Source organism: Sphingomonas astaxanthinifaciens DSM 22298 (genome assembly GCF_000711715.1).
Lineage (GTDB): Bacteria > Pseudomonadota > Alphaproteobacteria > Sphingomonadales > Sphingomonadaceae > Sphingomicrobium > Sphingomicrobium astaxanthinifaciens_A.
In genome coordinates this window covers 949,196-974,146 of sequence record NZ_JONN01000001.1, presented here as the reverse complement: position 1 = coordinate 974,146, position 24,951 = coordinate 949,196, and the positions used below count along the sequence as shown (strand labels likewise).

The 24,951-nt window shown below is 69.6% G+C and carries 26 protein-coding genes; 15 read left to right on the top strand and 11 right to left on the bottom strand.

What is annotated here, in order from left to right; translation table 11 throughout:
• Window positions 1-33 precede the first annotated feature (33 nt).
• The 5 genes from BS69_RS0104845 to BS69_RS13575 all read right to left on the bottom strand — a co-directional run bounded on the left by BS69_RS0104845 (window position 34) and on the right by BS69_RS13575 (window position 4,948).
• Window positions 34-663 (bottom strand): hypothetical protein, encoded by a 630-nt coding sequence (locus BS69_RS0104845; RefSeq protein ID WP_156956900.1) that lies wholly within the window; start codon window positions 661-663, stop codon window positions 34-36.
• 44 nt (window positions 664-707) lie between these two features.
• On the bottom strand, window positions 708-1,214 hold the full coding sequence (locus BS69_RS13580; RefSeq protein ID WP_051676548.1) for a PRC-barrel domain-containing protein: 507 nt from the start codon (window positions 1,212-1,214) through the stop codon (window positions 708-710).
• A gap of 347 nt (window positions 1,215-1,561) precedes the next feature.
• Window positions 1,562-2,221: a transcriptional repressor LexA gene (lexA, locus tag BS69_RS0104835; RefSeq protein WP_029940846.1), complete on the bottom strand. Its 660-nt coding sequence runs from the start codon at window positions 2,219-2,221 to the stop codon at window positions 1,562-1,564.
• A 116-nt stretch (window positions 2,222-2,337) separates the two neighbouring features.
• Window positions 2,338-2,916 carry an anthranilate synthase component II gene (locus BS69_RS0104830; protein ID WP_029940845.1) on the bottom strand — a complete coding sequence of 193 codons (579 nt, stop codon included), beginning with the start codon at window positions 2,914-2,916 and terminating at the stop codon, window positions 2,338-2,340.
• Between the two features lie 85 nt (window positions 2,917-3,001).
• Entirely contained in the window at window positions 3,002-4,948 is a 1,947-nt protein-coding gene (locus tag BS69_RS13575; RefSeq protein ID WP_051676547.1) for a peptidylprolyl isomerase, read from the bottom strand.
• Window positions 4,949-5,073: 125 nt separating this feature from the next.
• Here BS69_RS13575 and tpiA point away from each other — a divergent pair, with 125 nt between their 5' ends.
• The 3 genes from tpiA to BS69_RS0104810 all read left to right on the top strand — a co-directional run bounded on the left by tpiA (window position 5,074) and on the right by BS69_RS0104810 (window position 8,125).
• Window positions 5,074-5,817 carry a triose-phosphate isomerase gene (tpiA, locus tag BS69_RS0104820; RefSeq protein ID WP_029940844.1) on the top strand — a complete coding sequence of 248 codons (744 nt, stop codon included), beginning with the start codon at window positions 5,074-5,076 and terminating at the stop codon, window positions 5,815-5,817.
• Between the two features lie 138 nt (window positions 5,818-5,955).
• On the top strand, window positions 5,956-6,339 hold the full coding sequence (gene secG, locus BS69_RS0104815; protein ID WP_425423527.1) for a preprotein translocase subunit SecG: 384 nt from the start codon (window positions 5,956-5,958) through the stop codon (window positions 6,337-6,339).
• Between the two features lie 151 nt (window positions 6,340-6,490).
• Window positions 6,491-8,125: a CTP synthase gene (locus BS69_RS0104810; RefSeq protein ID WP_029940842.1), complete on the top strand. Its 1,635-nt coding sequence runs from the start codon at window positions 6,491-6,493 to the stop codon at window positions 8,123-8,125.
• Between the two features lie 3 nt (window positions 8,126-8,128).
• Here BS69_RS0104810 and BS69_RS0104805 read toward each other — a convergent pair whose 3' ends face one another.
• Window positions 8,129-8,515 carry a MerR family transcriptional regulator gene (locus BS69_RS0104805; protein ID WP_029940841.1) on the bottom strand — a complete coding sequence of 129 codons (387 nt, stop codon included), beginning with the start codon at window positions 8,513-8,515 and terminating at the stop codon, window positions 8,129-8,131.
• A 40-nt stretch (window positions 8,516-8,555) separates the two neighbouring features.
• On the opposite strand from BS69_RS0104805, the gene BS69_RS0104800 reads away from it, so the two are divergent.
• From BS69_RS0104800 to trxB, 5 genes are read left to right on the top strand one after another with little or no spacing between them, the layout of a single operon-like run.
• Window positions 8,556-9,311, top strand: coding sequence for a MauE/DoxX family redox-associated membrane protein (locus tag BS69_RS0104800; RefSeq protein ID WP_029940840.1), 756 nt, complete (start codon window positions 8,556-8,558; stop codon window positions 9,309-9,311).
• A 53-nt stretch (window positions 9,312-9,364) separates the two neighbouring features.
• Window positions 9,365-9,676 carry a hypothetical protein gene (locus BS69_RS0104795; RefSeq protein WP_029940839.1) on the top strand — a complete coding sequence of 104 codons (312 nt, stop codon included), beginning with the start codon at window positions 9,365-9,367 and terminating at the stop codon, window positions 9,674-9,676.
• A 60-nt stretch (window positions 9,677-9,736) separates the two neighbouring features.
• Window positions 9,737-11,359, top strand: a complete 1,623-nt coding sequence (locus tag BS69_RS0104790) for a hypothetical protein (protein ID WP_156956898.1) — start codon at window positions 9,737-9,739, stop codon at window positions 11,357-11,359.
• 39 nt (window positions 11,360-11,398) lie between these two features.
• Window positions 11,399-11,623: a hypothetical protein gene (locus tag BS69_RS0104785; RefSeq protein ID WP_029940837.1), complete on the top strand. Its 225-nt coding sequence runs from the start codon at window positions 11,399-11,401 to the stop codon at window positions 11,621-11,623.
• A gap of 10 nt (window positions 11,624-11,633) precedes the next feature.
• Window positions 11,634-12,602, top strand: coding sequence for a thioredoxin-disulfide reductase (trxB, locus tag BS69_RS0104780; RefSeq protein ID WP_029940836.1), 969 nt, complete (start codon window positions 11,634-11,636; stop codon window positions 12,600-12,602).
• 200 nt (window positions 12,603-12,802) lie between these two features.
• Here trxB and BS69_RS0104775 read toward each other — a convergent pair whose 3' ends face one another.
• Entirely contained in the window at window positions 12,803-13,084 is a 282-nt protein-coding gene (locus tag BS69_RS0104775) for an acyl carrier protein (RefSeq protein WP_029940835.1), read from the bottom strand.
• A 63-nt stretch (window positions 13,085-13,147) separates the two neighbouring features.
• On the opposite strand from BS69_RS0104775, the gene BS69_RS0104770 reads away from it, so the two are divergent.
• Complete coding sequence (locus BS69_RS0104770; RefSeq protein WP_029940834.1) at window positions 13,148-14,611, top strand: AMP-binding protein; 1,464 nt, start codon at window positions 13,148-13,150, stop codon at window positions 14,609-14,611.
• Window positions 14,608-15,831, top strand: a complete 1,224-nt coding sequence (locus BS69_RS0104765; protein WP_029940833.1) for a pyridoxal-dependent decarboxylase, exosortase A system-associated — start codon at window positions 14,608-14,610, stop codon at window positions 15,829-15,831. The genes BS69_RS0104770 and BS69_RS0104765 overlap by 4 nt, the downstream gene beginning before the upstream one ends.
• 86 nt (window positions 15,832-15,917) lie before the next feature.
• On the opposite strand, the gene BS69_RS0104760 is transcribed toward BS69_RS0104765, so the two are convergent.
• Together BS69_RS0104760 and BS69_RS0104755 are read right to left on the bottom strand one after the other, a co-directional pair.
• Window positions 15,918-16,799 (bottom strand): alpha/beta fold hydrolase, encoded by an 882-nt coding sequence (locus tag BS69_RS0104760; protein WP_051676545.1) that lies wholly within the window; start codon window positions 16,797-16,799, stop codon window positions 15,918-15,920.
• Window positions 16,800-16,946: 147 nt separating this feature from the next.
• Window positions 16,947-17,573, bottom strand: coding sequence for an outer membrane protein (locus BS69_RS0104755; RefSeq protein ID WP_029940831.1), 627 nt, complete (start codon window positions 17,571-17,573; stop codon window positions 16,947-16,949).
• A 172-nt stretch (window positions 17,574-17,745) separates the two neighbouring features.
• On the opposite strand from BS69_RS0104755, the gene radA reads away from it, so the two are divergent.
• From radA to BS69_RS13145, 5 genes are all read left to right on the top strand, one after another.
• A complete protein-coding gene (radA, locus tag BS69_RS0104750; RefSeq protein ID WP_029940830.1) occupies window positions 17,746-19,107 on the top strand; it encodes a DNA repair protein RadA in 1,362 nt (453 codons plus the stop codon).
• Window positions 19,108-19,237: 130 nt separating this feature from the next.
• Window positions 19,238-19,750 carry a CvpA family protein gene (locus BS69_RS0104745; protein ID WP_029940829.1) on the top strand — a complete coding sequence of 171 codons (513 nt, stop codon included), beginning with the start codon at window positions 19,238-19,240 and terminating at the stop codon, window positions 19,748-19,750.
• Complete coding sequence (cysS, locus tag BS69_RS0104740; RefSeq protein ID WP_029940828.1) at window positions 19,747-21,150, top strand: cysteine--tRNA ligase; 1,404 nt, start codon at window positions 19,747-19,749, stop codon at window positions 21,148-21,150. Before BS69_RS0104745 ends, cysS begins: the two co-directional genes overlap by 4 nt.
• Window positions 21,147-21,560: an iron-sulfur cluster assembly scaffold protein gene (locus BS69_RS0104735; RefSeq protein ID WP_029940827.1), complete on the top strand. Its 414-nt coding sequence runs from the start codon at window positions 21,147-21,149 to the stop codon at window positions 21,558-21,560. The genes cysS and BS69_RS0104735 overlap by 4 nt, the downstream gene beginning before the upstream one ends.
• Window positions 21,557-23,314: a cation:proton antiporter domain-containing protein gene (locus BS69_RS13145; protein WP_084184282.1), complete on the top strand. Its 1,758-nt coding sequence runs from the start codon at window positions 21,557-21,559 to the stop codon at window positions 23,312-23,314. The genes BS69_RS0104735 and BS69_RS13145 overlap by 4 nt, the downstream gene beginning before the upstream one ends.
• On the opposite strand, the gene aroB is transcribed toward BS69_RS13145, so the two are convergent.
• Together aroB and BS69_RS0104720 are read right to left on the bottom strand one after the other, a co-directional pair.
• Window positions 23,311-24,381 (bottom strand): 3-dehydroquinate synthase, encoded by a 1,071-nt coding sequence (gene aroB / locus BS69_RS0104725; RefSeq protein WP_037504622.1) that lies wholly within the window; start codon window positions 24,379-24,381, stop codon window positions 23,311-23,313. The two genes, BS69_RS13145 and aroB, sit on opposite strands and share 4 nt — an antisense overlap.
• Window positions 24,378-24,938 carry a shikimate kinase gene (locus BS69_RS0104720; RefSeq protein ID WP_051676544.1) on the bottom strand — a complete coding sequence of 187 codons (561 nt, stop codon included), beginning with the start codon at window positions 24,936-24,938 and terminating at the stop codon, window positions 24,378-24,380. Before BS69_RS0104720 ends, aroB begins: the two co-directional genes overlap by 4 nt.
• Window positions 24,939-24,951 lie beyond the last annotated feature (13 nt).

The window sequence follows — 24,951 nt, the reverse complement described above, 5'->3', positions numbered from 1 at the left end:
CCCCAGTCTAGCGGCTGGCGCCCGCGGCGTCGATCACTCGATCCGGAAGTCGGTGATGACGAGGCGGGCCGGCGCGCTGGCCTCGACCCCATGGCCGAAGCCGTCGCCGCCGCCGAGCACCACGCCGACCGCGCTGGCATCGGCCAAGGCGGCGCGAAACTCGGCGGGGCGCGTCCGTGCGCTCGAGGTCATGACGGCGGTCCAGTTGGCATTGAGCGGTGCGACCATGGTCTGCTCGGCGCCGGGGCGAAGCGTCTGGGTCGCGAAGGTCGCATACCAGCGATAGGTCTCGAACAGTCCCTGCGCGCTCCAGTCGTCGCCGCGGCGCTGGAGGAACAGGGTGATGATCCCGGGCGAACGGTGGTCGCTGGTGGCGATGAGGGCGGTGCCGGGCGCGGCCTCGACCCGGTAGCGCATGACGATCCGTCGCTTGCCCGCCAGGCTGCCGGGGGCGAAGGTCAGGCCGTGGAGGCTGTAGGGAGCGGGCGGAATGGCGACCGCAATGGCGCCGCCGGCTGCGCGCTGGGGGCGCAGGGGAAGGCCGGGCGAGCGGCTGACCCCATAGACGATCGGGCCGACGGTCCAGGCCGAGGGCGGGGGCGGCGCGGCCGAGGCGGCGGCCAGCGGCAAGGCGAGGAGGGCGGCAAGGGACAGGATACGCATGATATCCTTCCTAGGCGCGCCTCCTCGCACGCTTGCTGAACGGGTCAGCGACGCCAGTCGCGGTCGATGTCGCGGGCGCTTCCCCCGCGCTGGCGCTGGCGGCGCTCGAGCGTGTAGGCCACGTCCTCGCCGGTGAAGTCGACGAGATAGCCGCCGCGGCGTTCGTCATAGCGAAGCTCGTCCCACTGGACCGGGAACAGCTGCTCGTCGAAGCCGAGGAAGCCGGTGCCATGCGCGAGCACGGCGTAGCGGATGGTGCCGCGAACCTTGTCGATCATCAGCGTCTTGATGGTGCCGAGGCGATTCCCGTCGCGGCCATAGACCGCGGTGCCCTCGACCTTGCGCGAGGCGATGAGGTCGCGGGTCTCGTCGGTCGGGATGGGGGCGCGGCGGTCGTCGCGGTCCCAGTCGCGGCGGCTGGCGGGATCGCGGTCGTCGCGGCCGGAGCGGAAGAAGCCCCGGTCGCGGTCACGGAGCCGGTCGGGGTCGTCGCGAAAGCGGCGGTCGTCCGCGGCGCGCAGGTCGTCGTCGCGATAGTCGTCGTAAGCCATGGTCTTGTCCTCCTCGCCAGAAGAAAGGCGCGAGAGGGCGAGGGCGTTCCGTGGCGGGCGCGCGATCCGGCGCGGGCGAGATACGGGCTGGCGAAATTGCTCACGTGGGATGCCGTCGTCGGCGCGCGGGCGGCGAATTCGCGCAGTTCACGCCAGTGGCCTGAGGTCCCGGCCTTCGCCGGGACGACGGCTTACCCCTGCAAGCCGAGGTTGCGACGCCGTCACGGAAGTAAATCCCGTGACGTCAGACCTGTCGCGCCAGGCGCGCAGGCTGGCCGGCCTTCGGCGGCTCTTCGCGCTGCTCAGCCGACGCTTCGCGCCGGCGTCGCAGCGCTTGGCGCCTCAGGTCAGTGGTACCGGCGGATGAGGCCGGCGAGCTTGCCCTGGATCTTGACCCGGCGGGGGTCGTAGCGCTGGGGCTCATGGGCGCGGTTGGCGGGATCGAGCCGGACCATCTGCCCTTCGCGGCGGAAGGTCTTCAAGGTCGCTTCGCTGTCGTCGATCAGCGCGACCACGATCTCCCCCTCGCGCGCGGTCTCGACCTTGCGGATGAGGACATAGTCGCCGTCGAGAATCCCCTCGTCGACCATCGAATCGCCCGACACCTCGAGCGCATAATGTTCGCCCGGGCCGAGCAGGGCGGCGGGGACGGGGAAGCTGTCCTGGCCCTGCAGCGCCTCGATCGGGGTGCCGGCGGCGATCCGGCCGGCGAGCATCAGGTCGATCGTATCATTGGCGGGCACGACCGGGCGCGGGGCCGGAGCGGCCTGGGCTGGCGCAGCAGCGCCCCCGCTCTCGGGCATGCGGACGACCTCGAGCGCGCGGGCGCGATTGGGCAGGCGGCGGATGAACTGCCGCTCCTCCAGCGCCGAGATCAGGCGGTGGACGCCCGACTTGCTCTTGAGGTCGAGCGCCTCGCGCATCTCGTCGAAGCTGGGGGAGACGCCCGACGCCTTGAGGCGCTGGTCGATGTAGCTGAGGAGTTCGCGTTGCTTGGCGGTGAGCATGGGTTCACGCCCCTTAGTGAACAGACGGAGAACGAGTAAGGAACGTTTCGGGGGCCGTCAAGTGACGTTTTTTGATGCCCGCCGCCGACCGGCCAAGCCGGCGGGCGTGCTGGCCGCTAGCCGGCCAGCACCAGGAAGTTGCCCAGAAGTTTCAGGCCGTGCTCGCTGGCGACGCTCTCGGGGTGGAACTGGATGCCGTGCACCGGCGCGCGTTCATGGGCCAGCGCCTGGATCGTGCCGTCGCTTCCGTGGGCGGTCGCGCGGAGTGGGGCGGGGAGCTGTTCGGCCACCAGGCTGTGATAGCGGGTCATGGTGACGGGCGCGGGCAGGCCGGCGAAGAGCCCGCTGCCGTCGTGCGAAATTGCGTCGGTCTTGCCGTGCATCGGCGCGGCGCGGGCGATGGCGGCGCCGGCGGCGAGCGCGATCGCCTGGTGGCCGAGGCAGACCCCGAGGAGGGGCTTGGCCGTCTCCATGCAGGCGGCGGCGAGGGCGACCGAGATGCCGGCGTCGGCGGGGTGGCCGGGGCCGGGACTGATAAGCAAGGGACCCGGGTGGGCGAGCGCCTCGGCGACGGTGAGCGCGGTCGAACGGGCGACCGCCACTTCGGCACCGAGCTGGCGGAGATAGTCGACGAGCGTGAAGGTGAAGCTGTCGACATTGTCGATGACGAGGATGCGAATAGGTGGCTCCCTCACCCCGCTCGCCCGACGTCTTTTGTTGCCCGCCGCCGACCGACGCAAGCCGGCGGGCGCCCTCTCCCGCGAGCGGGAGAGGGTGAGATCATTCGGCGGCGCCGGTGCCGAGGATGCGGGCCTTGGCGGCCTTGATCGCGTCCTCGTTGCGGCTGACCTTGAGTTCGCGCTGGGCGGCGGTGAGCCACTGGAGCGCGAGCTCCTCGCCGGCGCTGCGCTGGAGCTGGGTGAGCTGCTGCGCGATCAGCGTCGGGTTGTTGCCGGCATTGCCGGGGACGACCTTGTCGAGCTTGACGAGGTAGATGCCCGAGGGGCCGGCCGCGCGCTGGGCCTTGCCGGGCTTGAGCGTGAACAGGATGCGCAGCGGCGGCGGGACTTCCTGGCCCTGCTGGGCGAACTGGCCGAGCGCGCCGCGGCGAAGGTCGATCGGCTCGGGCGGGCGGACACCGGACTGGCCAAGCGCTGCGAGCGCCTGCGCCATCGGCGTGCCCTTGGCGACCGCGGCGAGGACCTGGGATGCGGCGGCGGCGGCGCGGTCGCTGGCGCGGCGGGCGATGAAGTCCTTGCTGACCTGCGCGCCGATCTTGGCGAGCGGGGCGGGCATCGGCGGAACCACCTCGGTCACGTCGAGCAGCGCATAGCCGGCCTCGTTGGGGAGCGTCTCGACCACGGGATCGTCATCGGTGCCGATGTCGAACGCCTGGCCGGGCAGCGCGGCGAACTCGGGCGCGAGGGTGAAGGGCGGCGCGTCGAAGGTGCCGCCATTGCGGGTCAGCGGCGGCGTGACGGTGACCGGGAGCTTGAGGGCCGCGGCGACCTCCTCGAAGGTCTGGCCGTCGGCGATGCCGTCCTCGACCTTGCCGACGAGGTCGGCGAGCGCGTCCTTCTTCTTGTCGGCGGTGAGCTTGGCGACGATCTCGCCGCGGACCTGGTCGAGACCCTTGCCCGAGGCGGCCTGGATGCTTTCGACCTTGATCGCGTCGAAGCCGGTCGAGGACTGGACCGGGCCGATCACGGTGCCGGCCGGGGCGGCGAAGACCTGCGCGGCGACCGCTTCACCGGCCTTGGCGGCAAGCTCCTCGCGGGTCTGCGGCCCGAGGCTGACGTCGCTCGCCGAGAAGCCGGCCGGCGCGGCGGCCGCGGCAAAGCTCGCCCCGCCCTTGGCGCGCTGGGCGATGGCGGCGACGGCATTGCGGTCGGGAAGGGTGGCGCGGCTGACGACGCGCTTCTCGACCCCGCCATAGCTCGCCTGGTTGGCCTTGTAGTAAGCGGCGACCTCCTGCTCGCTCGGGGCGACGTTGCCGAGTTCGGCGGCGGTGATGCGGGCGATGCGCAGGGTGCGGCGCTCGGGCACGGTGTAGCGGCCGAGGTTCTGGCGATAGAAGGTCTGGAGCTCGGCCGGGGTCGGCGCTGCGCCGCCGGTGAAGGCGGCGAAGGGCAGCAGCGCAAGCTCGCCGGTGCGCTGCTCGAGCAGGCTGTCGGCATAGGGGCGGGCGATGCCCTGGGCGAGGCGGACGTTGGCCGCGACCGGGGTCAGGACGAGGCGCTGGAGCAGCGAGGTCTCGATCTCGCGGCGGACCATCGCGTCGGTGATCCGCTGCTCGCGCAGGAAGCCCTGGTAGGCGGCCTCGCTGAAGCGGCCGTCGAGGCCCTGGACGCCGGGGAGCTTCACGATCTCGGCGTCGATCAGCTTCTTGGACACGGTGAAGCCGTGCTTGCGGGCATAGGCCCAGAGCGTGCGCTCCTGGATCAGGCTGTCGACGATGGCGTCGAACTCGGGCGCGAGGTCCGCGTAGGTGGCCTGCGGGTTCTGCTGGCGGACCACGGTCAGCCGGCGCTGCATCGCGGTGTCGAGGTCGGCCTGGGTCAGCTCGACCCCGCCGACCTTGGCGAGCGTGCCGGTCGGCAGCGAACCGCCCTGGCGCAGGTTGGTGATGTCCGCGATCGCGAAGCTGGCGAGGATGGCGACCAGGAAGAGGATGCCGATGATGGTGCCGACCTTCGACTTGGTGAGGCGGCGGAAGAATCCGAGCATGAGGGGGCTTCTGTTCCTGATCGAGTGACGGCGTTGCGGCGGCGCTGTAAGGCAGCCCCAAGCTTCCTTCAAGCCGAGCGGCTTGCTAGGCGCCGCTCCCTAACAGGGGAGTGAACGGCGTCGTCATGGTCAAGCTGATCGCGGGAAACTGGAAGATGCACGGCACCTCGGCCGATCTCGGCGAGGTGCGGGCGATCGCGGCGCGGGCCGGCGAGCTTGGCGGCCGGGTCGAGGTGGCGCTGTGCGTGCCCGCGACCCTCATCCACCGCGCGGCCGAGGCGGTACCGGGGTTCACGATCGGCGCGCAGGACATGCATGCCAATGAGAAGGGCGCGCATACCGGCGACCTGTGCGCGTCGATGCTGCATGACGCGGGGGCGGGGATCGTGATCGTCGGCCACAGCGAGCGGCGCGAGGCGCATGGCGAGGCCGACGCCGACGTCAAAGCGAAGGCCGAGGCGGGGTTGCGCGCAGGGCTGAAGGTCATCCTGTGCGTCGGCGAGAGCCTCGCCGAACGCGAGGCGGGGCGGGCCGTGGCGACGGTCGCGGCGCAGGTCGATGCCTCCTTGCCGCAGGGGCCGGTCGACGGGGCGCGCTTCAGCCTCGCCTATGAGCCGATCTGGGCGATCGGCACCGGGCGGGTCGCGGGTTGCGAGGACATCGAGGAGATGCACGCCGCCATCCGCGCGCGGCTGGTCGCGGCTTATGGCGAAGCCGGGCGCGGCGTTCGGATCCTCTACGGCGGGTCGGTCAAGCCGGGCAATGCCGCCGAGATCTTCGCCACCCCCGAGGTCGGCGGGGCGCTGGTAGGGGGCGCGAGCCTGACCGCGGCGGACTTTCTTCCGATCGTCGAAGCGGGGGCGGCCTAGGCCCAAGCCTCGTTCGTCCCGAGCGACGTCGAAGGACATTTCGCACAAGGGCCCTTCGACTTCGCTCAGGGCGAACGAAGAGTGTCACGAGCCGCGGGTCATTGAAGTACGGCGTTCCCGCCGCTAAGTGGCCGCCCCATGCTGTTCACCTTCCTCCTCATCGTCCAGACCATCGTCGCCGTGTCGCTGTGCACCGTGATCCTGCTGCAGCGCTCCGAAGGCGGCGGGCTGGGCGTGGGCGGGTCCTCGGCGGGCTTCATGACCGCGCGCGGTGCGGCCGACTTCCTCAGCCGGGCGACGGCGTGGCTGGGCGCGGCCTTCATCATCCTGTGCATCGCGCTGGCCGCCATCGCCGGCACCCGCGGCGATTCGCAGAAGGTCGATGCCTCGATCGCGAACCAGCCGATCCAGCAGGCGCCCCTGAGCGATCCGGCGACCCAGCCGGCGCCGGCCCAGGATGCGGTCAAGCCGAACAATTCGGCCGCCCCGGCCGACAATGGCGCGGTGCCGCTGGCGCAGTAAGCTTCGTCGTCGTCCCCGCGCAGGCGGGGACCTCAGGAGAATGACGCCTCGCTTCCCGGGGTCCCCGCCTGCGCGGGGGACGACGGATTGGGGGCTGAAAAAAATATTCTCCTTGCCCCTTCTCGATTCTCTTCCCTAAGGCCCGACTCCCATGGCGCGGTTTGTTTTCGTTACCGGCGGCGTGGTCTCCAGCCTCGGCAAAGGTCTCCTCTCGGCTAGTCTTGCAGCCCTGCTGCAGGCGCGCGGCTATGCCGTGCGGATCCGGAAGTTCGACCCCTATCTGAATGTCGATCCGGGGACGATGTCGCCCTATCAGCACGGCGAGGTCTACGTCACCGACGACGGGGCCGAGGCCGATCTCGACCTGGGCCATTACGAGCGCTTCACCGGCGTCTCGGCCAGGCAGTCGGACAATGTCACCACCGGGCGCATCTACCGCGACATCATCGCGCGCGAGCGGCGCGGCGACTATCTCGGCGCGACGGTGCAGGTGATCCCGCACGTCACCAACGCGATCAAGGAATTCGCGCTGGCCGACACCGACGGCCTCGACTTCGTGATCTGCGAGATCGGCGGCACGGTCGGCGACATCGAGAGCCTGCCCTATATCGAGGCGCTCCGTCAGCTTCGGAACGACCTTGGCCGCGGCAACACGGTCAGCGTCCACACGACGCTGGTGCCGTGGATCAAGGTCGCGGGCGAGCTCAAGACCAAGCCGACCCAGCACAGCGTGCGCGAGATTTCGAGCCTCGGGGTCCAGCCCGACGTGCTGCTGTGCCGCTGCGAGATGCCGATCCCCGAGGCCGAGCGGGCCAAGATCGCGCAATTCTGCAACGTGCCCAAGAGCGCGGTCATCCAGGCGCTGGACGCGCGCTCGATCTACGACGTGCCGCTGCAATATCATCGCGAAGGCCTCGACGACGAGGTGCTAAAGGCGTTCGGCATGCCGACCGACCCGCGTCCCGACCTTTCCCGCTGGGAAGCCGTGATGGACGCCGTCGACCATCCCGAGGGCGAGGTCACGATCGGCGTGGTCGGCAAGTATGTCGGGCTTCCCGACGCCTACAAGTCGCTTCGCGAGGCGCTGGTCCACGGCGGAATCGCCAACCGGGTCAAGGTCAACATCAAGTGGCTCGACGCCGAATTGTTCGAGAAGGACGATGGCGCGATCGCGGGCGAACTCGAACCGATGCACGCGATCCTCGTGCCGGGCGGGTTCGGCGAGCGCGGGTCGGAAGGCAAGATCGCCAGCGTCAAATTCGCCCGCGAGCGCAAGGTGCCCTTCTTCGGCATCTGCCTCGGCATGCAGATGGCCTGCATCGAGGGGGCGCGGAACCTCGCCGGCCTCGAACATGCCAACACCACCGAATTTGGCGACACGCCCGAGCCGGTGGTCGGCCTCATCACCGAGTGGATGAGCAAGGAGGGCCTGCAGGAGCGCGCCGCGGGCGGCGACCTCGGCGGGACGATGCGGCTCGGGGCCTATGATGCGGTGCTCGGCGGCAACAGCCATGTCGCGGCGATCTACGGCACGACCAGGATCAGCGAGCGGCACCGCCATCGCTACGAGGTCAATGCCTCCTATCGCCCGGCGCTCGAGCAGGGGGGCCTCGTGTTCAGCGGCCTGTCGCCCGATGGCCGGCTGCCCGAGATCGTCGAGCGGCCCGACCATCCGTGGTTCGTCGGCGTGCAGTTCCACCCCGAACTCAAGAGCCGCCCGTTCGACCCGCACCCGCTGTTCGCGAGCTTCATTGCGGCGGCGCTGAAGCAGAGCAGGTTGGTCTAGGGCCTAGCCTTCAAAGGCTTCGACGATGGGGCAGGGGCCGCTGGCGCCGCTGCCGCACTGGCGTGCGAGGCGGGCGAGCGCGGCGCGCGCCTCCTCGAGCTCGCGGATCCTGGCGTCGAGCGCGGCCACCCGTTCCTCGGCGAGCGCGCGGATCGACGGGCGGTCGGCGACCGGATCGAAGGCGAGCAGGCGGCCGATCTCCTCGAGCGTGAAGCCCGCGGCTTGGGCCGCGCGGATAAAGCGCAAGCGCTGGACGTCGCTCTCGCCATAGCGGCGCACCGCGCCCGCCGCGGCGGGAACCGCGAGCAATCCCCTGCGCTGGTAATAGCGAATGGTCTCGACGCCAACGCCGGCGGACCGGGCAAGCCGGGCGATGGTGAGATCGGCCATGCTTGACTCCGTACCATGGTACGGAGGGTAGAGGAAGCGCATGAATAGCGAATCACCCTCCATCACCCCGCGTGCCACCCTCGTCCGGATGGTCATGCCGACCCATGTCTGCCCGTTCGGGCTGAAGGCGCTGCATCTCCTCAAGAGCCGCGGCTACCAGGTCGAGGACCGTCACCTGACGACCCGCGAGGAAGTCGACGCCTACAAGTGGGAGCAGGGGGTCAAGACCACGCCCCAGGTGTTCATCAACGGCGAGCGGATCGGCGGACACGACGACCTTCGCCGCTTCCTCGGCCTCCGAGTCGCCGAGCCCGGGGCGACCAGTTACCGCCCGGTCGCGGCGCTGTTCGGGATGACCGCGGCCATGGCGCTGGTGCTGAGCCTGGCGGTGTACGGAACGCCGCTGACGGTGCGCGCGGGCGAGTGGTTCGTGGCGCTGTCGATGTGCGTGCTCGCGCTGCTGAAGCTTCAGGACGTCGAGAAATTCTCATCGATGTTCCTCAACTACGACCTGCTGGCCAAGCGCTGGGTCCCTTATGCTTATGCCTATCCCTGGCTCGAGGCGCTGGCGGGCGTGCTGATGCTGGGCGGGGTGCTGAACTGGCTGTCGGTGCCGGTGGCGCTGTTCATCGGCGGGATCGGCGCGGTGAGCGTGTTCAAGGCGGTCTATGTCGACAAGCGCGAATTGAAATGCGCCTGCGTCGGGGGATCGTCGAACGTGCCTTTGGGCTTCGTCTCGTTGACCGAGAACCTCGGCATGGTGGCGATGGCGGTCTGGATGATGGTGTCGATGTGACCCCGGCCAAGGTCCGCTTGCGCACGGCAGCGGGGACGGGCAGGAGCGGCGCGATGCGGCTGCTGCTCGCCTTGCTTGCCTTCCTCGCGCTCGGCCTCGCGCCGCTCGGACTTCCGGCCGAGGCGCGGACTAGCGACGATCATTGCGCCGAGATGGCGGGGATGGCGCATTCCACGCAGCCCGACCAGCAGGATCATGGCGCGGGCATGGTGCTGAAGAGCTGCTGCACCGCGCTGGCCGCGGCCCTGCCCGAGATGGAACGGGTCGCCGCGGCCGTCCCGCTGCGCCTGGCGCTTGTCGCGCCCGCGCTGCCCGTGCAGCACGGGGTCCGCCGCGAGGTCGAGGTCCCACCGCCGCGCGCCTGAGAACGACGTGAATCCGCCGGGCCAGCTGCGCCCGCGAACCTCGTTTTCCAGGAGAATATCGTGAAGAGTCAGTATCTGCTGGCGTGCGGCCTCATCGGGCTCCTCGCCGCTCACCCTGCGTCCGCGCAGATGTCGATGCCCATGCCCATGGGGCACGACATGTCGACCCATGCGCCGGCCAAGAAGAAGCCGGTCGCCAAGAAGAAGCCCGCCGCCAAGCCGGTGGCGAAGAAGCCGGCGGCGAAGAAGCCGGTGGTGACGAAGAAGGCGGCCGCACCGGCCCCTGCGCACCATCATCCGGCAGCGGCGACCCCGGCTGCGGAACTGGCCCCGGTCGACCACAGCGCGCATATGGACATGCCGATGCCGGTCACCCCGGCCGCCCCGACGCCCGCGGACCCGCATGCGGGCCATGACATGGGCGCCATGACCCCGCCGCCGGCGCAGCCCGCCGGGGTCCACGCCGGGCACGACATGACGGGCATGGGAACCGGCGAGCATGGAGGTCATGCGATGACCGGGGCGCTCGGGACCTATCCGGCGGGGCGCGAATCCTCGGGCACCGCCTGGGCCCCCGACAGCACCGAGCATCGCGGGCTCATGGCCATGAGCGGCGACTGGATGCTGATGGGGCATGCCGACCTGTTCCTGGTTCACTCCAAGCAGGGCAGCCGCCGCGGCGACGGCAAGACCTTTCCGGCGGGCATGGTGATGGGGATGGCGCGCCGGCCGGTGGGGCAGGGCACGCTCCAGCTGCGAGCGGGCTTCAGCCCCGATCCCTTGATGGGCAAGCGCGGCTATCCGCTGCTGCTCGCGAGCGGGGAGACGGCGAACGGCCGCGACCGGCTGATCGACCGCCAGCATCCGCACGACTTCGTGATGGAGCTGTCGGCCAGCCTCTCGCAGCCGATCGGCCCCAAGAGCAGCGTCTTCCTTTATGGCGGCCTGCCGGGCGAACCGGCGTTCGGGCCGGGTGCCTTCATGCACCGCGAATCGATCATGGATTCGCCCGAGGCGCCGATCACCCACCATTGGCTCGACAGCCAGCACATCAGCTTCGGCGTGGTGACCGGCGGGGTGGTGCTCGACCGGGTCAAGTTCGAGGTGTCGCGCTTCAACGGCCGCGAGCCCGACCAGAAGCGCTGGAACATCGAGACCGGGCCGCTCGATTCGACCGCGCTGCGGGCGAGCTGGAACCCGACGCAGGATATCGCGCTGCAGCTCAGCTGGGCGGATCTGAAGGACCCCGAGCAATTGGAGCCCGGAGTCGACCAGAAGCGCTGGTCGGCGAGCGGCATGTGGGCGCACAGCTTTGGCGATGGATCGCGGGTCGCGACCACGCTCGCCTGGGGCCGGCGGACGGTCGAGGGCCATAGCTACGACGCCTTCGCGGCCGAAGCCTCGCTCAAGAAGGGGCTGTGGACCCTCTTCGGGCGCGGCGAGCTGACCGAGAATAACGAGCTGGTGCCGGTCGCCGACGAGGAGGAGGGCCACCATGGCGAGGCCTTCCGGGTCGGTAAGATCTCGGCCGGCGCGATCCGCGATTTTGCCGTCGCGGAGCAGGTGAAGCTCGGCGTGGGCGGGCTGCTTTCGGTCAATTTCGTGCCCGATGGCCTCAAGCCCGAATATGGGAAGTCCAACCCGCTGGGGGCGATGGCCTTCATCCGGCTCAAGGTCGGCTGATCGCTTTTGCTGCGCGGCGGCTTGGGCTAGGGACGGGGGATGATCAGCTTCCTCCTCAGCCTCGCCCTCGCCGCCGCGCCCGCGCCGGTCGCCAATCCGACCGCGGGCGAACCCCACGATCATGCCCAGCACGAGGGCATGAAGGACGATTGCTGCAAGATGGAGTGCTGCAAGGGCGAGAAGAAGATGGACTGCTGCGCCAAGATGCAGAAGTCCGAGGCCCCCGCCGCCGAGCAGGCTGGCGAGCACCACCACGATCACTAAGTAAGGCCCCATGAGCGAGACCATCCACAGCCGCATGATCATCCTCGGCTCGGGCCCGGCGGGCCTGACGGCGGCCATTTACGCCGCCCGCGCGGGGCTGAAGCCGATCGTCATCCAGGGCATCCAGCCCGGCGGCCAGCTGACCACCACCACCGACGTCGAGAATTATCCCGGCTTTCGCGAGGTCATCCAGGGCCCCTGGCTGGTCGAGGAGATGCAGGCGCAGGCCGAGCATGTCGGCACCCGCATGATCTGGGACCATATCGAGCGGGTCGAGCTGAACGGCCGCCCGTTCCGGCTGATCGGCGACAGCGGCACCACCTATCTCGCCGACACGCTCGTCATCGCGACCGGCGCCCAGGCCAAGTGGCTGGGGCTGCCGAGCGAGGAGCATATGAAGGGCAAGGGGGCATCCGCCTGCGCGACCTGCGACGGCTTCTTCTATCGCGGCAAGAAGGTGGCGGTGATCGGCGGCGGCAATACCGCGGTCGAGGAGGCGCTCTACCTCACCAACCACAGCGACGACGTGACCCTCATCCACCGCCGCGATTCGCTGCGCGCCGAGAAGATCCTCCAGGACCGGCTGTTCGCGCACAAGTCGATCAAGGTCATCTGGAACAGCGAGGTCGAGGAATTCCTGTCGGGCGGCGAACCCGAGGCGCTGGTCGGATTGCGGCTCAAGAACCGGGTGACGGGCGAGCATCAGGACATCGCTGTCGACGGCGCGTTCGTCGCGATCGGCCACAAGCCCGCGACCGAGCTCTTCGCCGGGCAGCTCGAGCTGGATTCGGACGGTTATCTGGCGGTCGAGACCGGCTCGACCCGCACCAACATCCCCGGCGTGTTCGCCTGCGGCGACGTCATGGACAAGGTCTACCGCCAGGCGGTGACGGCGGCGGGCACGGGCTGCATGGCGGCGCTGGACGCCGAGCGGTTCCTGGCGGCCGAGGAGTATGCGGAACTGCAGGCGGCGGAGTAAGGCGGGCTACGCCCAATTTTCTCGTCACCCCGGGCCTGACCCGGGGTCCCGCTGTTTCGTATCAAGAGGAAGCGACAAAGGCGGTGCGGAGGGCGACCTCAACCAGCTCGATCAGGTTTCCTTGCTTGTGCCGCAAAAGAAGCGGGACCCCGGGTCGAGCCCGGGGTGACGAAACTGTGCGGACTTGCTTGCGCTAAGGCCTAGGCCCTTACCAGCCGCTCCACGAAAGCGCTGAGGCTGCCGAAGGTCATGAAATCCTCGGCTTCGACGTCGCTGTCCTCGATCAGGACGTCGAACTGCTCCTCGATGCCGGTGAGGAGGTTGGCGACCGCCATGGAATCGAATTCGGGGAGGGCGCCGAACAGCTCGGTTCGCTCGTCGAAAGCGGCGACGCGGGTGGCGGGGAGGCCGAGGGTGTCGGCCAGGAGCGCACGCAGCGCGGAGTCGCGGTCGAGGAGCGAGGGCTGGGGCTTGGCGGCCATGGTGGGCGCCCCCTAGGGGAAAAGCTGGCCAAGGCGCAAGTTAGTCGCCATTCGAGGGGCGCCATGACCGGCCCCGATCCCACGCCCCGTCCGCTCGACCACCTGACCTTGCGCGGGGAGCGCGATGCGCGCGCGCTGCGGGTGGGGGCGGAGACGCTGACCCATGCCGCGCTCGAGGAGGCGGTCGCGCGGACCGCGCACCGGCTGCTGGCGCTGGGGCTGGAGCCGGGCGACCGGGTGGCGAGCTGGATGGGCAAGACGAGGCTCGCCTGCGTGGCTCCGCTGGCGGCGGCGCGCGCGGGGCTGGTGCATGTGCCGATCAACCCGGTGCTTCGGCGGGCGCAGGCCGAGCATATCCTTGCTGACAGCGGGACGCGGCTGCTGGTCGCCAATCGCGCGCGGCTGGAGACGCTCGAGGCGCGGCCGGAGATGGCGATGGCGCTGGAGGATTGGGAGGAGGGAACGGACGCGCTTCCCCCGTCCGATCATGCGCCCGATACCCTCGCGGCCCTGCTCTACACCAGCGGCTCGACCGGGCGGCCCAAGGGCGTGATGCTGAGCCACGCGAACCTGTGGCTGGGGGCGGTGAGCGTGGCGCATTATCTCGGGCTGCGCACCGACGACCGGACCCTGTGCGTGCTGCCGCTGGCGTTCGATTATGGGCAGAACCAGCTGCTCTCGACCTGGGCGGCGGGGGGCGAGGCGATCGCCTTCGACTATCTCCTGCCGCGCGACGTGGTGCGGGCAGTCGCGCGGACCGCGGCGACGGTGCTCGCGGGGGTGCCGCCCTTGTGGGTGCAGCTTGCCGAGCAGGAGTGGGGGGCGAGCGGCGCGAGTTTGCGGACGCTGACCAACAGCGGCGGGCATATGCCCGAGGCGCTGGTGCGGCGGCTGCGGGGGCTGTTCCCGCAGGCGAAGTTGCATCTCATGTACGGACTGACCGAGGCATTTCGTTCGGCGAGCCTCGACCCTCGCCAAGTGGACGAGAAGCCCGATGCGGTGGGGACGGCCATCCCCTTCGCCGAGTTGTCGGTGCGGCGCACGGACGGGAGCGAGGCTGAGGCGGGCGAGGAGGGCGAGCTGGTCCATGCCGGGCCGCTGGTGGCGCAGGGTTACTGGAACGATCCCGAGCGCACGGCGCAGCGCTTCCGGAACGGTGCGGTGTGGTCGGGGGACCGGGCGGTCGTCGGGACCGACGGGCTGCTGCGGATCCGCGGCCGCGACGACGCGATGATCAAGGTGTCGGGGCACCGCATTTCCCCAAGCGAGATCGAGGAAGCGGCGATGGCGAGCGGGGCGGTCGAAGACGCGGCGGTCTTCGGGGTCAAGGACGAGCGGCTGGGGCAACGGATCGTGCTGGTCGCGGTGGCGAAGGGCGAGGGGGCCGAGGAAAGGCTGGCCGCCTGGTTCGCCGCCGAGCTGCCCGCGCACATGCGGCCGGGCGAGATCCGCTGGGTCGAAGCGCTGCCCTTGTCGCCCAACGGCAAGATCGACCGGGCGGCGCTCAGCGCGGAGATTGCGACATGAAGGCGATGGGGCCGATCCCGGCGGGCTTTGCGGCGGGCGCCGACGGCGATTTGCTAATTGGTCGCGCACGCGCCAGCGATCTGGTGCGCGAGGGCACCCCGGTCTTTGCTTACGACCGTGACCGGATCGAGGAGCAGATCCGGCTGTTTCGCGCAGCCATGCCTTCTTATCCGGGGCTCAAGCTGCACTATGCCGTGAAGGCCAATCCGAACCCCGACCTGCTGAGCTTCATTCAGCCGTTGGTGGATGGCTTCGACGTGGCCTCCGAACGCGAGTGGCATGAGGTCGTGCGGTGGGACCCCATGCCCATCAGCTGGGCGGGACCGGGGAAGACGGAATTGAACGTCATGGATGCGGTCTGTCGCGGAGTGACGTTGAATATCGAGAGCGAGCGCGAGTTCAAGCTGGCGCTACAGTTTTGGGATCGCGAAGTTCGGCCGCCGCAAATTGCCGTCCGGGTCAATCCGCCATTCGGGCTCAAGGGCTCGGGCATGAAGATGGGTGGCCTCGCGAGCCAATTCGGGGTGGATCACGAGCGCGTGGCCCCGCTGGTGCGGCGGATCATCGAGGCCGGGGCGGAGTGGCGCGGGCTGCATGTCTATGCGGGTTCGCAGTCGCTGAGCGCCGAGGCGGTGAGCGAAATGCAGCGGGCGACGGTCGGGCTGGCAGCGGAGATCGCGACCGAGGTCGGGGCGACCCCGCCCGAGGTCAATCTCGGCGGCGGGTTCGGCATTCCCTATTTTGCCGGCGACGAGGAGCTCGACATCTGGGCGGTGGGGGCGGCGCTCAAGGAGACGCTGGACGCGCGGCCTGCGATCCTCGGCGACACGAAGTTCGTGATCGAGCTGGGGCGCTGGCTGGTTGGCGAGGCGGGGGTCTACCTGACCCGGGTGGTCGACCGGAAGGTGAGCCGCGGCAAGACCTTCCTGGTGGTCGACGGGGGGCTTCATCACATGCTCGCGGCGTCGGGCAATTTCGGGCAGCTCCTCCGGCGCAACTATCCGGTGGCGGTGGCGAACCGGTTCGGGGCCGAGGCGGAGGAAGAAGTGACCGTGGTCGGCTGCCTCTGCACCCCGCTCGATCTGCTGGCCGACGAGGTCATGCTGCCGCGCGCCGAGGTCGGCGACGTGATCGCGATCTTCTGCGCGGGAGCCTATGGGTTGAGCGCGAGTCCGCAGGCGTTTTTGAGCCAGGCTGAAGCGAGGGAAGTGCTGGTTTAGGTCCGTCGTCCCGGCGCCGGCCGGGACCTCAGGTGTAGTTCTCCTACCTCCCGAGGTCCCGGCCTTCGCCGGGACGACTATTCATCTCAATTCGTCAGCGGGATGGCGCTGGCGCTCGTGTCGGCGGTGGTGCCGCGCGTCTCGCGGGTGAGGAACTCGACCACGTCCTTGCAGAAGCGCTCCTTGTCGGTCTCGAATATGCCGTGAGGGCTGCCGTCATATTCGATCAGCGTCGCGTGCGGCAGCGCCTCGGCGGCCTTGCGGCCGGTGCCCTCGATGGGGACGTTCTTGTCGCTCGTTCCGTGGAGGATCAGCGTCGGTACGCCCTCGAAGGCGGGGAGGTCGGGGCGGAAGTCGGTCCCGGCCCAGGCCGCCGCGGCGGCGTAGAAGGGGCGGGCGCCGCTCATCATGCCCTGCTGGAAGCCCGCGTCGAGCACGCCCTGGCTGACCGGATGCTCGAGGAAGCCGACCCCGTAGAACTGCTTGAGGAAGGTCTGCAGGAAGCCCGCGCGATCCTCCTTCATCTGCTTGGTGACGTCGTCGAGCGCCGACTGCGGCACGCCGTCGGGCCAGTCGTCGCTTTGCGCGACCTTGGGGACGACCGAGCTGGCGAGCACCGCGGCGCTGACCCGGCCCTTGCCCTGCTTGGAGAGGAAGCGCGCGACCTCGCCGCCGCCCATCGAGAAGCCGACCAGCGCGACCGGCTGGTTGATCCCGGCATCCTCGAGGATCGCCGCGACGTCGTCGGCGTAAGTATCGTAGTCGTGGCCGTCCCACGGCTGCTCCGAACGGCCAAAGCCGCGGCGGTCGGGGATGATGCAGCGCTTGCCGGCCTCGACCAGCTTGATCGCGAGATCGTCGAAGGTGTCGCCGGTCAGCGGCCAGCCGTGCATCAGGACGACCGGATCGCCGCGTCCCCAGTCCTTGTAATAGAGCATGGTGCCGTCCTTGGCCTTGGCATAGGGCATGAAATTCTCCTCGGGGGTTAGTCGTCGCTCAACGCGGCGGGGCGGGAGACGGGGCCAAGGCAGGACCGGGACCAAAGACCAGCGGGCACGAAAAAGGCCCCGCCGGTCGCCCGGCGAGGCCTCGTTCGCTTGGTGGTGGCGGACCGCTTAGAAGCGGAAGCCGACCGCCGCCGTCAGCTGGTCGCGCTTGGCGTCGATCTTGGCGTCGATGCCGAAGTCGGGGTCGCTGAAGCTCGAGCCATTATATTCGGTGTGGGTGTACTCACCCTTCACATAGGCCTTGCCGAGGCCGACCTCGACACCGGCGCCGAGGTGCCAGCCACTGCGGTTGGTGCTGTCGCTGACCCGGTCGAAGCCGTCATCGTAGACCAGCTTCAGGCGACCGCGGCTGAGGCCGCCCTTGGCATAGAGCAGGGCCGGGCCGACGGCCGCGCCGGCGCGCACGCCGAGGTAGAGGTTGCGGCCGGCTTCGAGGCGCGAACTGGTGCCGTCGAAATCGCTGGTGAAGGCAGCCGAGCTCCAGTCGCCACCGACATAGCCGCCGACGACGAAGTTGCCGCCGACCTGCGCGTCGTAGCCGGCTTCGGCGCCGAGGCCGATCCCGCTGTCCTTGTCGCTGCCCGACTCGGTGGTGAAGCCGTCCGACAGCGTCGCTTCGAGCGTGGCGCGATCATAGGACAGACGAGCCTCGACGCGCGGACCCGAAAAATCGGCCGCGGCGGCAGGCGTGGCGAAGAGGGCAGCAACGGCCGCCGTCAGCAGATACTTGGTCAAGATGTCCCCCCATGGGATGAGATAAAATTTCCGAGGCGCTCCAACTCGTCTGACTGGTCCTCGCGCGCAAGAGCAAACGCCGGATTCCTAGGGATTTTGGGAAGCGTTGTTGCGCGGTGGCAACAAGCGTTGCAGCGTTGCGGTCCGGGCTTGGGCTTCCTACCAAAGGCCGATGGCCAAGCTCAAAGCCCGTTACGTCTGCCAGGCCTGCGGGTCGGCCCAGTCCCGCTGGCAGGGACAATGCCCCGATTGCGCCGAGTGGAACACGCTGATCCAGGAGAATGCGGCCCCGACCGTGTTCAGCCAGAAGCACGACCTGTCGGCGGGCGGCCGGGCGGTCGAGCTGGTCGGGCTCGACGCCGAGGTCGCGCTGCCGGTGCGGATCGAGACCGGCGTCGCCGAATTCGACCGCGCGGTCGGCGGCGGGCTGGTCCCGGGCTCGGCGATGCTGCTCGCGGGCGATCCCGGGATCGGCAAGTCGACCCTGCTGCTCCAGGTCGCCGCGGCGATCGCGCGGGCGGGCAAGGGCGCGGTCTACGTTTCGGGCGAGGAAGCGGTCGACCAGGTGCGCCTGCGCGCGCTCCGGCTGGGGCTGGGCACCGCGCCGGTGCAGCTCGCAAGCGTGACGAGCGTGCGCGACATCCTGACGACGCTCGGGAGCGGACCGCCGCCCGCGCTGCTGGTGATCGACAGCGTCCAGACGATGCATTCCGACCTCATCGAGGGGGCGCCGGGGACGGTCAGCCAGGTCCGCGCCAGCGCGCAGGAGCTGATCCGCTTCGCCAAGGACCGCGGCACCGCGCTGATCCTCGTCGGGCACGTCACCAAGGACGGCAGCATCGCGGGGCCGCGCGTGCTCGAGCACATGGTCGACGCGGTGCTGGGTTTCGAGGGCGAGCGGAGCCACCAGTATCGGATCCTCCGCGCGGTTAAGAACCGCTTCGGCGGGACCGACGAGATCGGGGTGTTCGCGATGGAAGGGGCGGGGCTGGCCGAGGTCCCCAATCCGAGCGCGCTGTTCCTCACCCGCCGCGACGATCCGGTCAGCGGGACCGCCATCTTCCCCGCGCTCGAGGGGACTCGGCCCGTGCTGGTCGAGATCCAGGCGCTGACGGTGCGGCTGGCGAGCGGGGCGACGCCGCGGCGCTCGGCGGTCGGCTGGGACAGTTCGCGCCTCGCGATGCTGCTGGCGGTGCTGGAAGCGCGCTGCGGGGTGAGCTTCGCGACCGCGGAAGTCTATCTGAACGTTGCGGGCGGCTACAAATTGAGCGACCCCGCGGCCGATCTCGCGGTGGCGGCGGCGCTGGTCTCGGCGCTGTCCGAGCGGCCGGTCCCGGCCGAGGCGGTGGTGATGGGCGAAGTCGCCCTGTCGGGCGAGGTCCGGCCGGCGGCGCACACCCAGCTCCGGCTCAAGGAAGCGGCCAAACTGGGCTTCGAGGAAGCCTGGGTGCCGGGCGGGGTCGAGGCGAGCGGGATCGGTGTCGCGCGGTTCGGGCAGCTTCGGCAACTGGTCGAGAAGGTGATGGGGCGGTAGGGAAGGCGTCCTTCGACTTCGCTCAGGACGAACGAGACTAGACGAAGTCGTTCGTGCTGAGCGAAGTCGAAGCACGGCCGCGCGGACCTCTGGTCACCTCCGCCGCTCTCCACTAACGCTGCCGCTACCCATGACCGCGCTCGACCTCTTCGTTCTGCTACTCCTCGGCGGCGGCGCGCTGGTCGGGTTCGTGCGCGGGTTCGTGCAGGAGGCGCTGGTGCTCGCCGCCTGGGCCGCAGGGGTGGCGGCGCTGGTGCTGTTCCATGCGCGGGTGGCGGCGGCGGTGAGCGGGCTCACCGACGGGCCGACCGCGGCCGCGGCGCTCGCCTTCGTGCTGCTGTTCCTGCCCGCCTATCTCGTAATGCGCTTCCTCGCCTACCGGCTGGGGAAGAGCGCCCGGGCCTCGGCGCTCGGGCCGTTCGACCGGCTGCTCGGCGGCGGGTTCGGGATGCTCAAGGGGCTGGTCGGCGCGACGCTCTTCTTCCTGCTCGCCAATCTTGGCACCGACATGGTCTATGGCACCAAGGCCGAGCGGCCGACCTGGATCCGCGACAGCCGCACCTTTCCCCTCCTCGATGCCAGCGGACGGGCGATGATCGCCACCTGGAACGAGACCCGACTGAAGCGAAACCAAGCAAAATGATCCGCCTCTACGACACCGCCGCGCGCGAAAAGCGCGAATTCACGCCCCGCGAGGGCAAGGCCATCGCCATCTATGTCTGCGGTCCCACCGTCTATGGCCGCGCGCATATCGGCAATGCCCGTCCGCCGGTGGTGTTCGACGTGCTCCGCCGCCTGCTCGAACACACCTATCCCGACCATGGCGTGACCTTCGCGCGCAACATCACCGACGTCGACGACAAGATCATCGCCGCGGCGAAGGAGGAGGGGGTCGAGCCGTCGGTCATCACCGAGCGGTTCGAGCGCTATTACCTCGACGACATGCGTGCATTGGGCGTGCGCGATCCCGATATCGCGCCCCACGCCACCGCCGAAATCGGTGCGATGGTGGCGATGATCGAGGGGCTGGTGGCCAAGGGTCATGCCTATGCCGCCGAGGGGCATGTCCTGTTCGACGTGGGCTCGGACGCCGATTATGGCGCGCTGTCCAGGCGCGACCGCGAGGCGATGCTGGCCGGCGCGCGGGTCGAGGTCGCACCCTACAAGAAGAGTCCCGGGGACTTCGTCCTGTGGAAGCCGAGCGCGGCGGACATGATCGGCTGGGAAAGCCCGTGGGGCCGCGGCCGGCCGGGCTGGCACATCGAATGCTCGGCGATGATCCGCGCGCATCTGGGCGAAACCATCGACATTCATGGCGGGGGCATCGACCTCGTCTTCCCGCACCATGAGAATGAGGCCGCGCAAAGCCGCTGCGCCCACGGCGGCGCCCCGCTCGCCCGCTTCTGGCTGCACAATGGCTTCGTCGACATGGGCTCGGAGAAGATGAGCAAGAGCCTCGGCAATATCGTGACGCCGGGCGAATTGCTGGCCGCGGGGCACAAGGGCGAGGTGCTTCGGCTGGCGCTGCTCAGCGCGCATTATCGCTCGCCGCTGCCGTGGACCGAGAGCCTGATCGCGCAGAGCAAAGCGGTTTTGGACGGTTGGTACCGCCTGCTTGCGGATCTCAACTCATTCATCGGGGACGATCCGACGGACGAGATAGATTGGGCATTTCTTGAAGCGCTTCGTGATGACCTGAACACCGCAGGCGCGATCTCTCGTCTGAATCGCTTGGCCGACCATCTCCGACAGCTTCGCAACAAGTGGGCGCACCCGGCGGACGATAGTATCGAATTCGTCGGTATCGCTGAGAATGTCCAAATCTTCCTGAATTCTGCTCGTCTGTTGGGTCTTTTGGGCGAAGATGCAGAGACTTGGTTCCGGGGCGAAGGCGACAGCGACATCGACGCGCGGGTGGCGGCACGGACCGCGGCCAAGCAGGCACGGAACTTCGCCGAGGCCGACCGGATCCGGGACGAACTGAAGGCCGAGGGCATCCTCCTCGAGGACGGGCCGGGCGGGACGAGCTGGCGCCGCGCATGACCCGCGAGCCGCCCTACACGCTCGAGATCCTCCGGCTGGCGGCGTCGCTGCCGCTGGAGACCGGGCTCGAGGGGGCGGACGGGACGGGCGAGGCACGCTCGCCGACCTGCGGATCGCGGATGACGACGATGGTGCGGACCGAGGACGGGCGGATCGCCGCCATCGCGCAGTCCGTCACCGCCTGCGCCTACGGGCAGGCGAGCGCGGCGTTGCTCCAGCGCTGGGCGCCGGGGCGGCTGACCGCCGAAGTGATCGTGATGCGCGCGGCGGTGAAGGCATGGCTCGAGGGGCGGGGCGAGTTGCCTCAAGGCTATGAGGCGCTGCGGCCGGTGCAGGAGCGAAGCGGACGCCATGGCGCGGTGCTGCTGCCGTTCGACGCCCTGCTCGCCGCGCTCAAGGAGAAGGCATGACCGGAATTCTCCTCTGGCTGACGGTGCTGCTGTGCACCGCGCTGCTGTTCGTCATGATCTTCCGCCGCCTCGGGCTCGGCGCGACCCTCGGCTATATCGTCGGCGGGATCGTGGTCGGGCCGTCGGTGCTCAACGTCGCGGGCGATGCCGAGGCGATCAACAGCGTCGCCGAGATCGGGATCGCTTTGCTGCTGTTCCTGGTCGGACTGGAGCTCCAGCCGTCGCGCCTGTGGCGGCTGAAGAAGGAGATTTTCGGGCTCGGGCTCGGCCAGCTGCTGGCGGCGGGGGCGGCGCTGGCGGTGATGGCGAAATTCGTGCTCGGGCTCGGCTGGGGTCCGGCGGCGGCGATCGGGCTGGCGCTCGGCCTGTCCTCGACCGCGCAGGTGCTGCCGATGCTGCGCTCGACCGGCGAACTGAACACCCCCTATGGCGAGCGCGCCTTCTCGATCCTGCTCCTTCAGGACCTGGCGCTGATCCCGCTCATCACCCTGACCGCGGCGCTGAGCGTCGGCGGCGATCCCGATGCGCCATCGGGGTGGGAGATGACCGGGCTGACGGTCGCCGCGGTGGTCGGGCTGGTGCTCGCCGGGCGGTTCCTGGTGGCGCCGCTCTACCGGCTGATCGGGCGGCTGGGCGAGCGCGAGCTGTTCGTGGTCGCGGGGCTGACGACGGTGATCGGCTCGGCCGCACTGATGCACTCGCTCCACCTGTCGGTCGCGCTCGGCGCCTTCGTCGCGGGCGTGATGCTGGCCGAGAGCCCCTATCGCCACGAGCTCGAGAGCGACGTCGAGCCGTTCCGCTCGATCCTGCTCGGCCTGTTCTTCATGTCGGTCGGGATGCTGCTGGACCTGCGGGTCATCGCCGACCAGCCGCTGAAGGTCCTCGGCATGGCCGCGGCGGTGATCGCGCTCAAGATCGCGGTGCTCTATCCGATCGCGCGGGCCTTCGGCAGCCGGCCGGGGCGGGCGATCACCCTGTCGATGTTGCTGTCCCAGGCGGGCGAATTCGGCTTCGTGCTGTTCGCCAGCGCCGCTTCGGGCCGGATGATCAGCCAGGAACAGGCGAGCCTGCTCGGCGCGGTGGTGACCGCCTCCATGGTCGCGACGCCCTTCCTGATGCGGCTGATCGGCTTCCTCCAGACGCGCCAGCCGCAGAAGCATGTCGATCTCGAGGGGCCCGAGTTCAGCCCCGAGACCAATGTCATCGTGGTCGGCTACGGCCGCTTCGGCCAGACCGTCGGTCAGATGCTGATGGCCAAGCGGGTGCCGGTCACGCTGATCGACCTCAAGGCGAGCCAGATCGAGCTGGCGGGGGAGTTCGGGGTCAAGGTCTATTATGGCGACGGGACCCGGATCGACCTCCTGCGGACCGCCGGGGCCGCCGAGGCGGAAGCGATCCTGTTCTGCCACGACGATCCCGACTTCGGGCGCGAGCAGCTGGCGCCGATCCTCGAGGCCTTTCCGCAGGCGGCGGTGATGGTGCGGGTGTTCGACCGCCGCCAGTCGATGGCGCTCGACGGCTGCGACGTGCTGCTGCTCCAGCGCGAGGTGTTCGAGAGCGCGGTGGCGATGGGCCGCTCGGCGCTCGGCGCGCTGGGGATCGCCGAGCGCGAGGTCGCGCGGGTCGAGCGTGCCTATCGCCAGCTCGACGAGGAGCGGCTGAAGGCGCAGGCAGCGAGCGGCGACCTGCGCGTCGGCAAGGAGACGAGCTTCGCCTTCCGGCCCCTCGACGACGAGGTCGTCGGCGACGGCTAGGCGGCGCGGGCGAGGAAGTCGGCGAGGACGCGCTCCTCGACGCCCTCGCTGAGGAAGGCTTCGCCAATCCCCTCGGTCAGCACCAGCCGGAGTGCACCCGAATCATTCTTCTTGTCGGTCCGCATCAAGGGCAGCAGCGCCGCGCGGTCGACCCCGGTCTCGGCGATGGTGGTCGGGAGCCCGACCGCGGCGAGGTGGGCGCGGACTCGGCGGGCGTCGTCGTGCGGGCAATGGCCGAGCTCGGCCGAGAGGTCGAAGGCGAGCACCATGCCGACCGCCACCGCCTCGCCGTGGAGCAGGGTGCCAAGCCCGGCGGCGCTTTCGAGCGCATGGCCGAAGGTGTGGCCGAAGTTGAGCAGGGCGCGCGCGCCGTTGCGGTCGGTGATGTCGGCCTCGACCATCCGCGCCTTGGCGGCGACGCTCTGCCAGACGGCTTCCTCGCGATATTCGTGATGCCCGGCGAGCAGGATCGCGCCGTGGTCCTCGGCCCATTCGAACAGGGCTTCGTGGCGTATAAGGCCATATTTGACGACCTCGGCATAGCCGGCGCGCAGCTGGCGGGGGTCGAGCGTCTCGAGCAGCGAGACGTCGGCAATCACCATCCGGGGCTGGTGGAACATGCCGACGAGGTTCTTCTGCCCGAGCGCGTCGATCGCGGTCTTGCCGCCGACCGCGCTGTCGGCCTGGGCGAGGAGCGTGGTCGGCAGGTGGATGAGCGGGATCCCGCGCTTGAACAGGCCCGCGGCGAGCCCGGTCAAGTCGCCGACTGATCCGCCGCCGAAGGCCGCGATCGTCGAACCGCGATCGAGGTTGCGGTCGGCGAAGGCCTGGATGAGGTCGCGCAGGTGCGGCCAGTCCTTGGCCGCTTCGCCCTCGGGGACGAGGATGGGATCGCAGGGCAGCAACGCCTCGAGCCGGGCGCCGTGGAGTCCCCAGACCCTGGGCTCGCTGACCACCACGAGGGGATTGCCGCGGGCGAGGGCGGCGAGGCGGCTGCGATTGTCCTCGAGCCGACCGACCAGCACGTCATAGCGTTCGTCCCCGGCGTCGACGGTCAGGCTCTTCAATTCATGTCCTTCAGATGCTGGTCGAGGGCGGCGATGATCCGCTCGACGACTTCGTGGTGGGCACCGCCTTCGCTGGCGATTCGGATATGGGCCTCGGCATAGGCCGGGCGGCGCTCGTCGATCAGGCGGGCGAGCGTCTCGGAGCGATTGCCGTCCTTGAGCATCGGCCGGGTCTCGGGCCGGCGCGCGGTGCGCTCGGCAAGGAGGCCGACGGGAGCGTCGAGCCAGACGGTGATGCACTTGTCGTTGAGCAGCGCGCGCGTCTCCTCGTTGACGAAGGCCCCGCCGCCGGTCGCGATCACCCGCACCGGGCCGGTCGCGAGCCGGGCGACGACCCGTCGCTCGCCGTCGCGGAAATCATGCTCGCCGAAGCGCTGGAAGACTTCGCCGGCGCTCAATCCCGCGGCATCCTCGATCTCGCTGTCGCTGTCGACGAAGGGCAGGCCGAGCCGGCGCGCGAGGCGGCGGCCGACGGTCGACTTGCCGGCGCCCATGAGGCCGACGAGCACCACCGGCCGGTCAAGTCTGCCATCGAAGGGGAGTGGACGCCTGGCCATGCTTGCCGGGGCT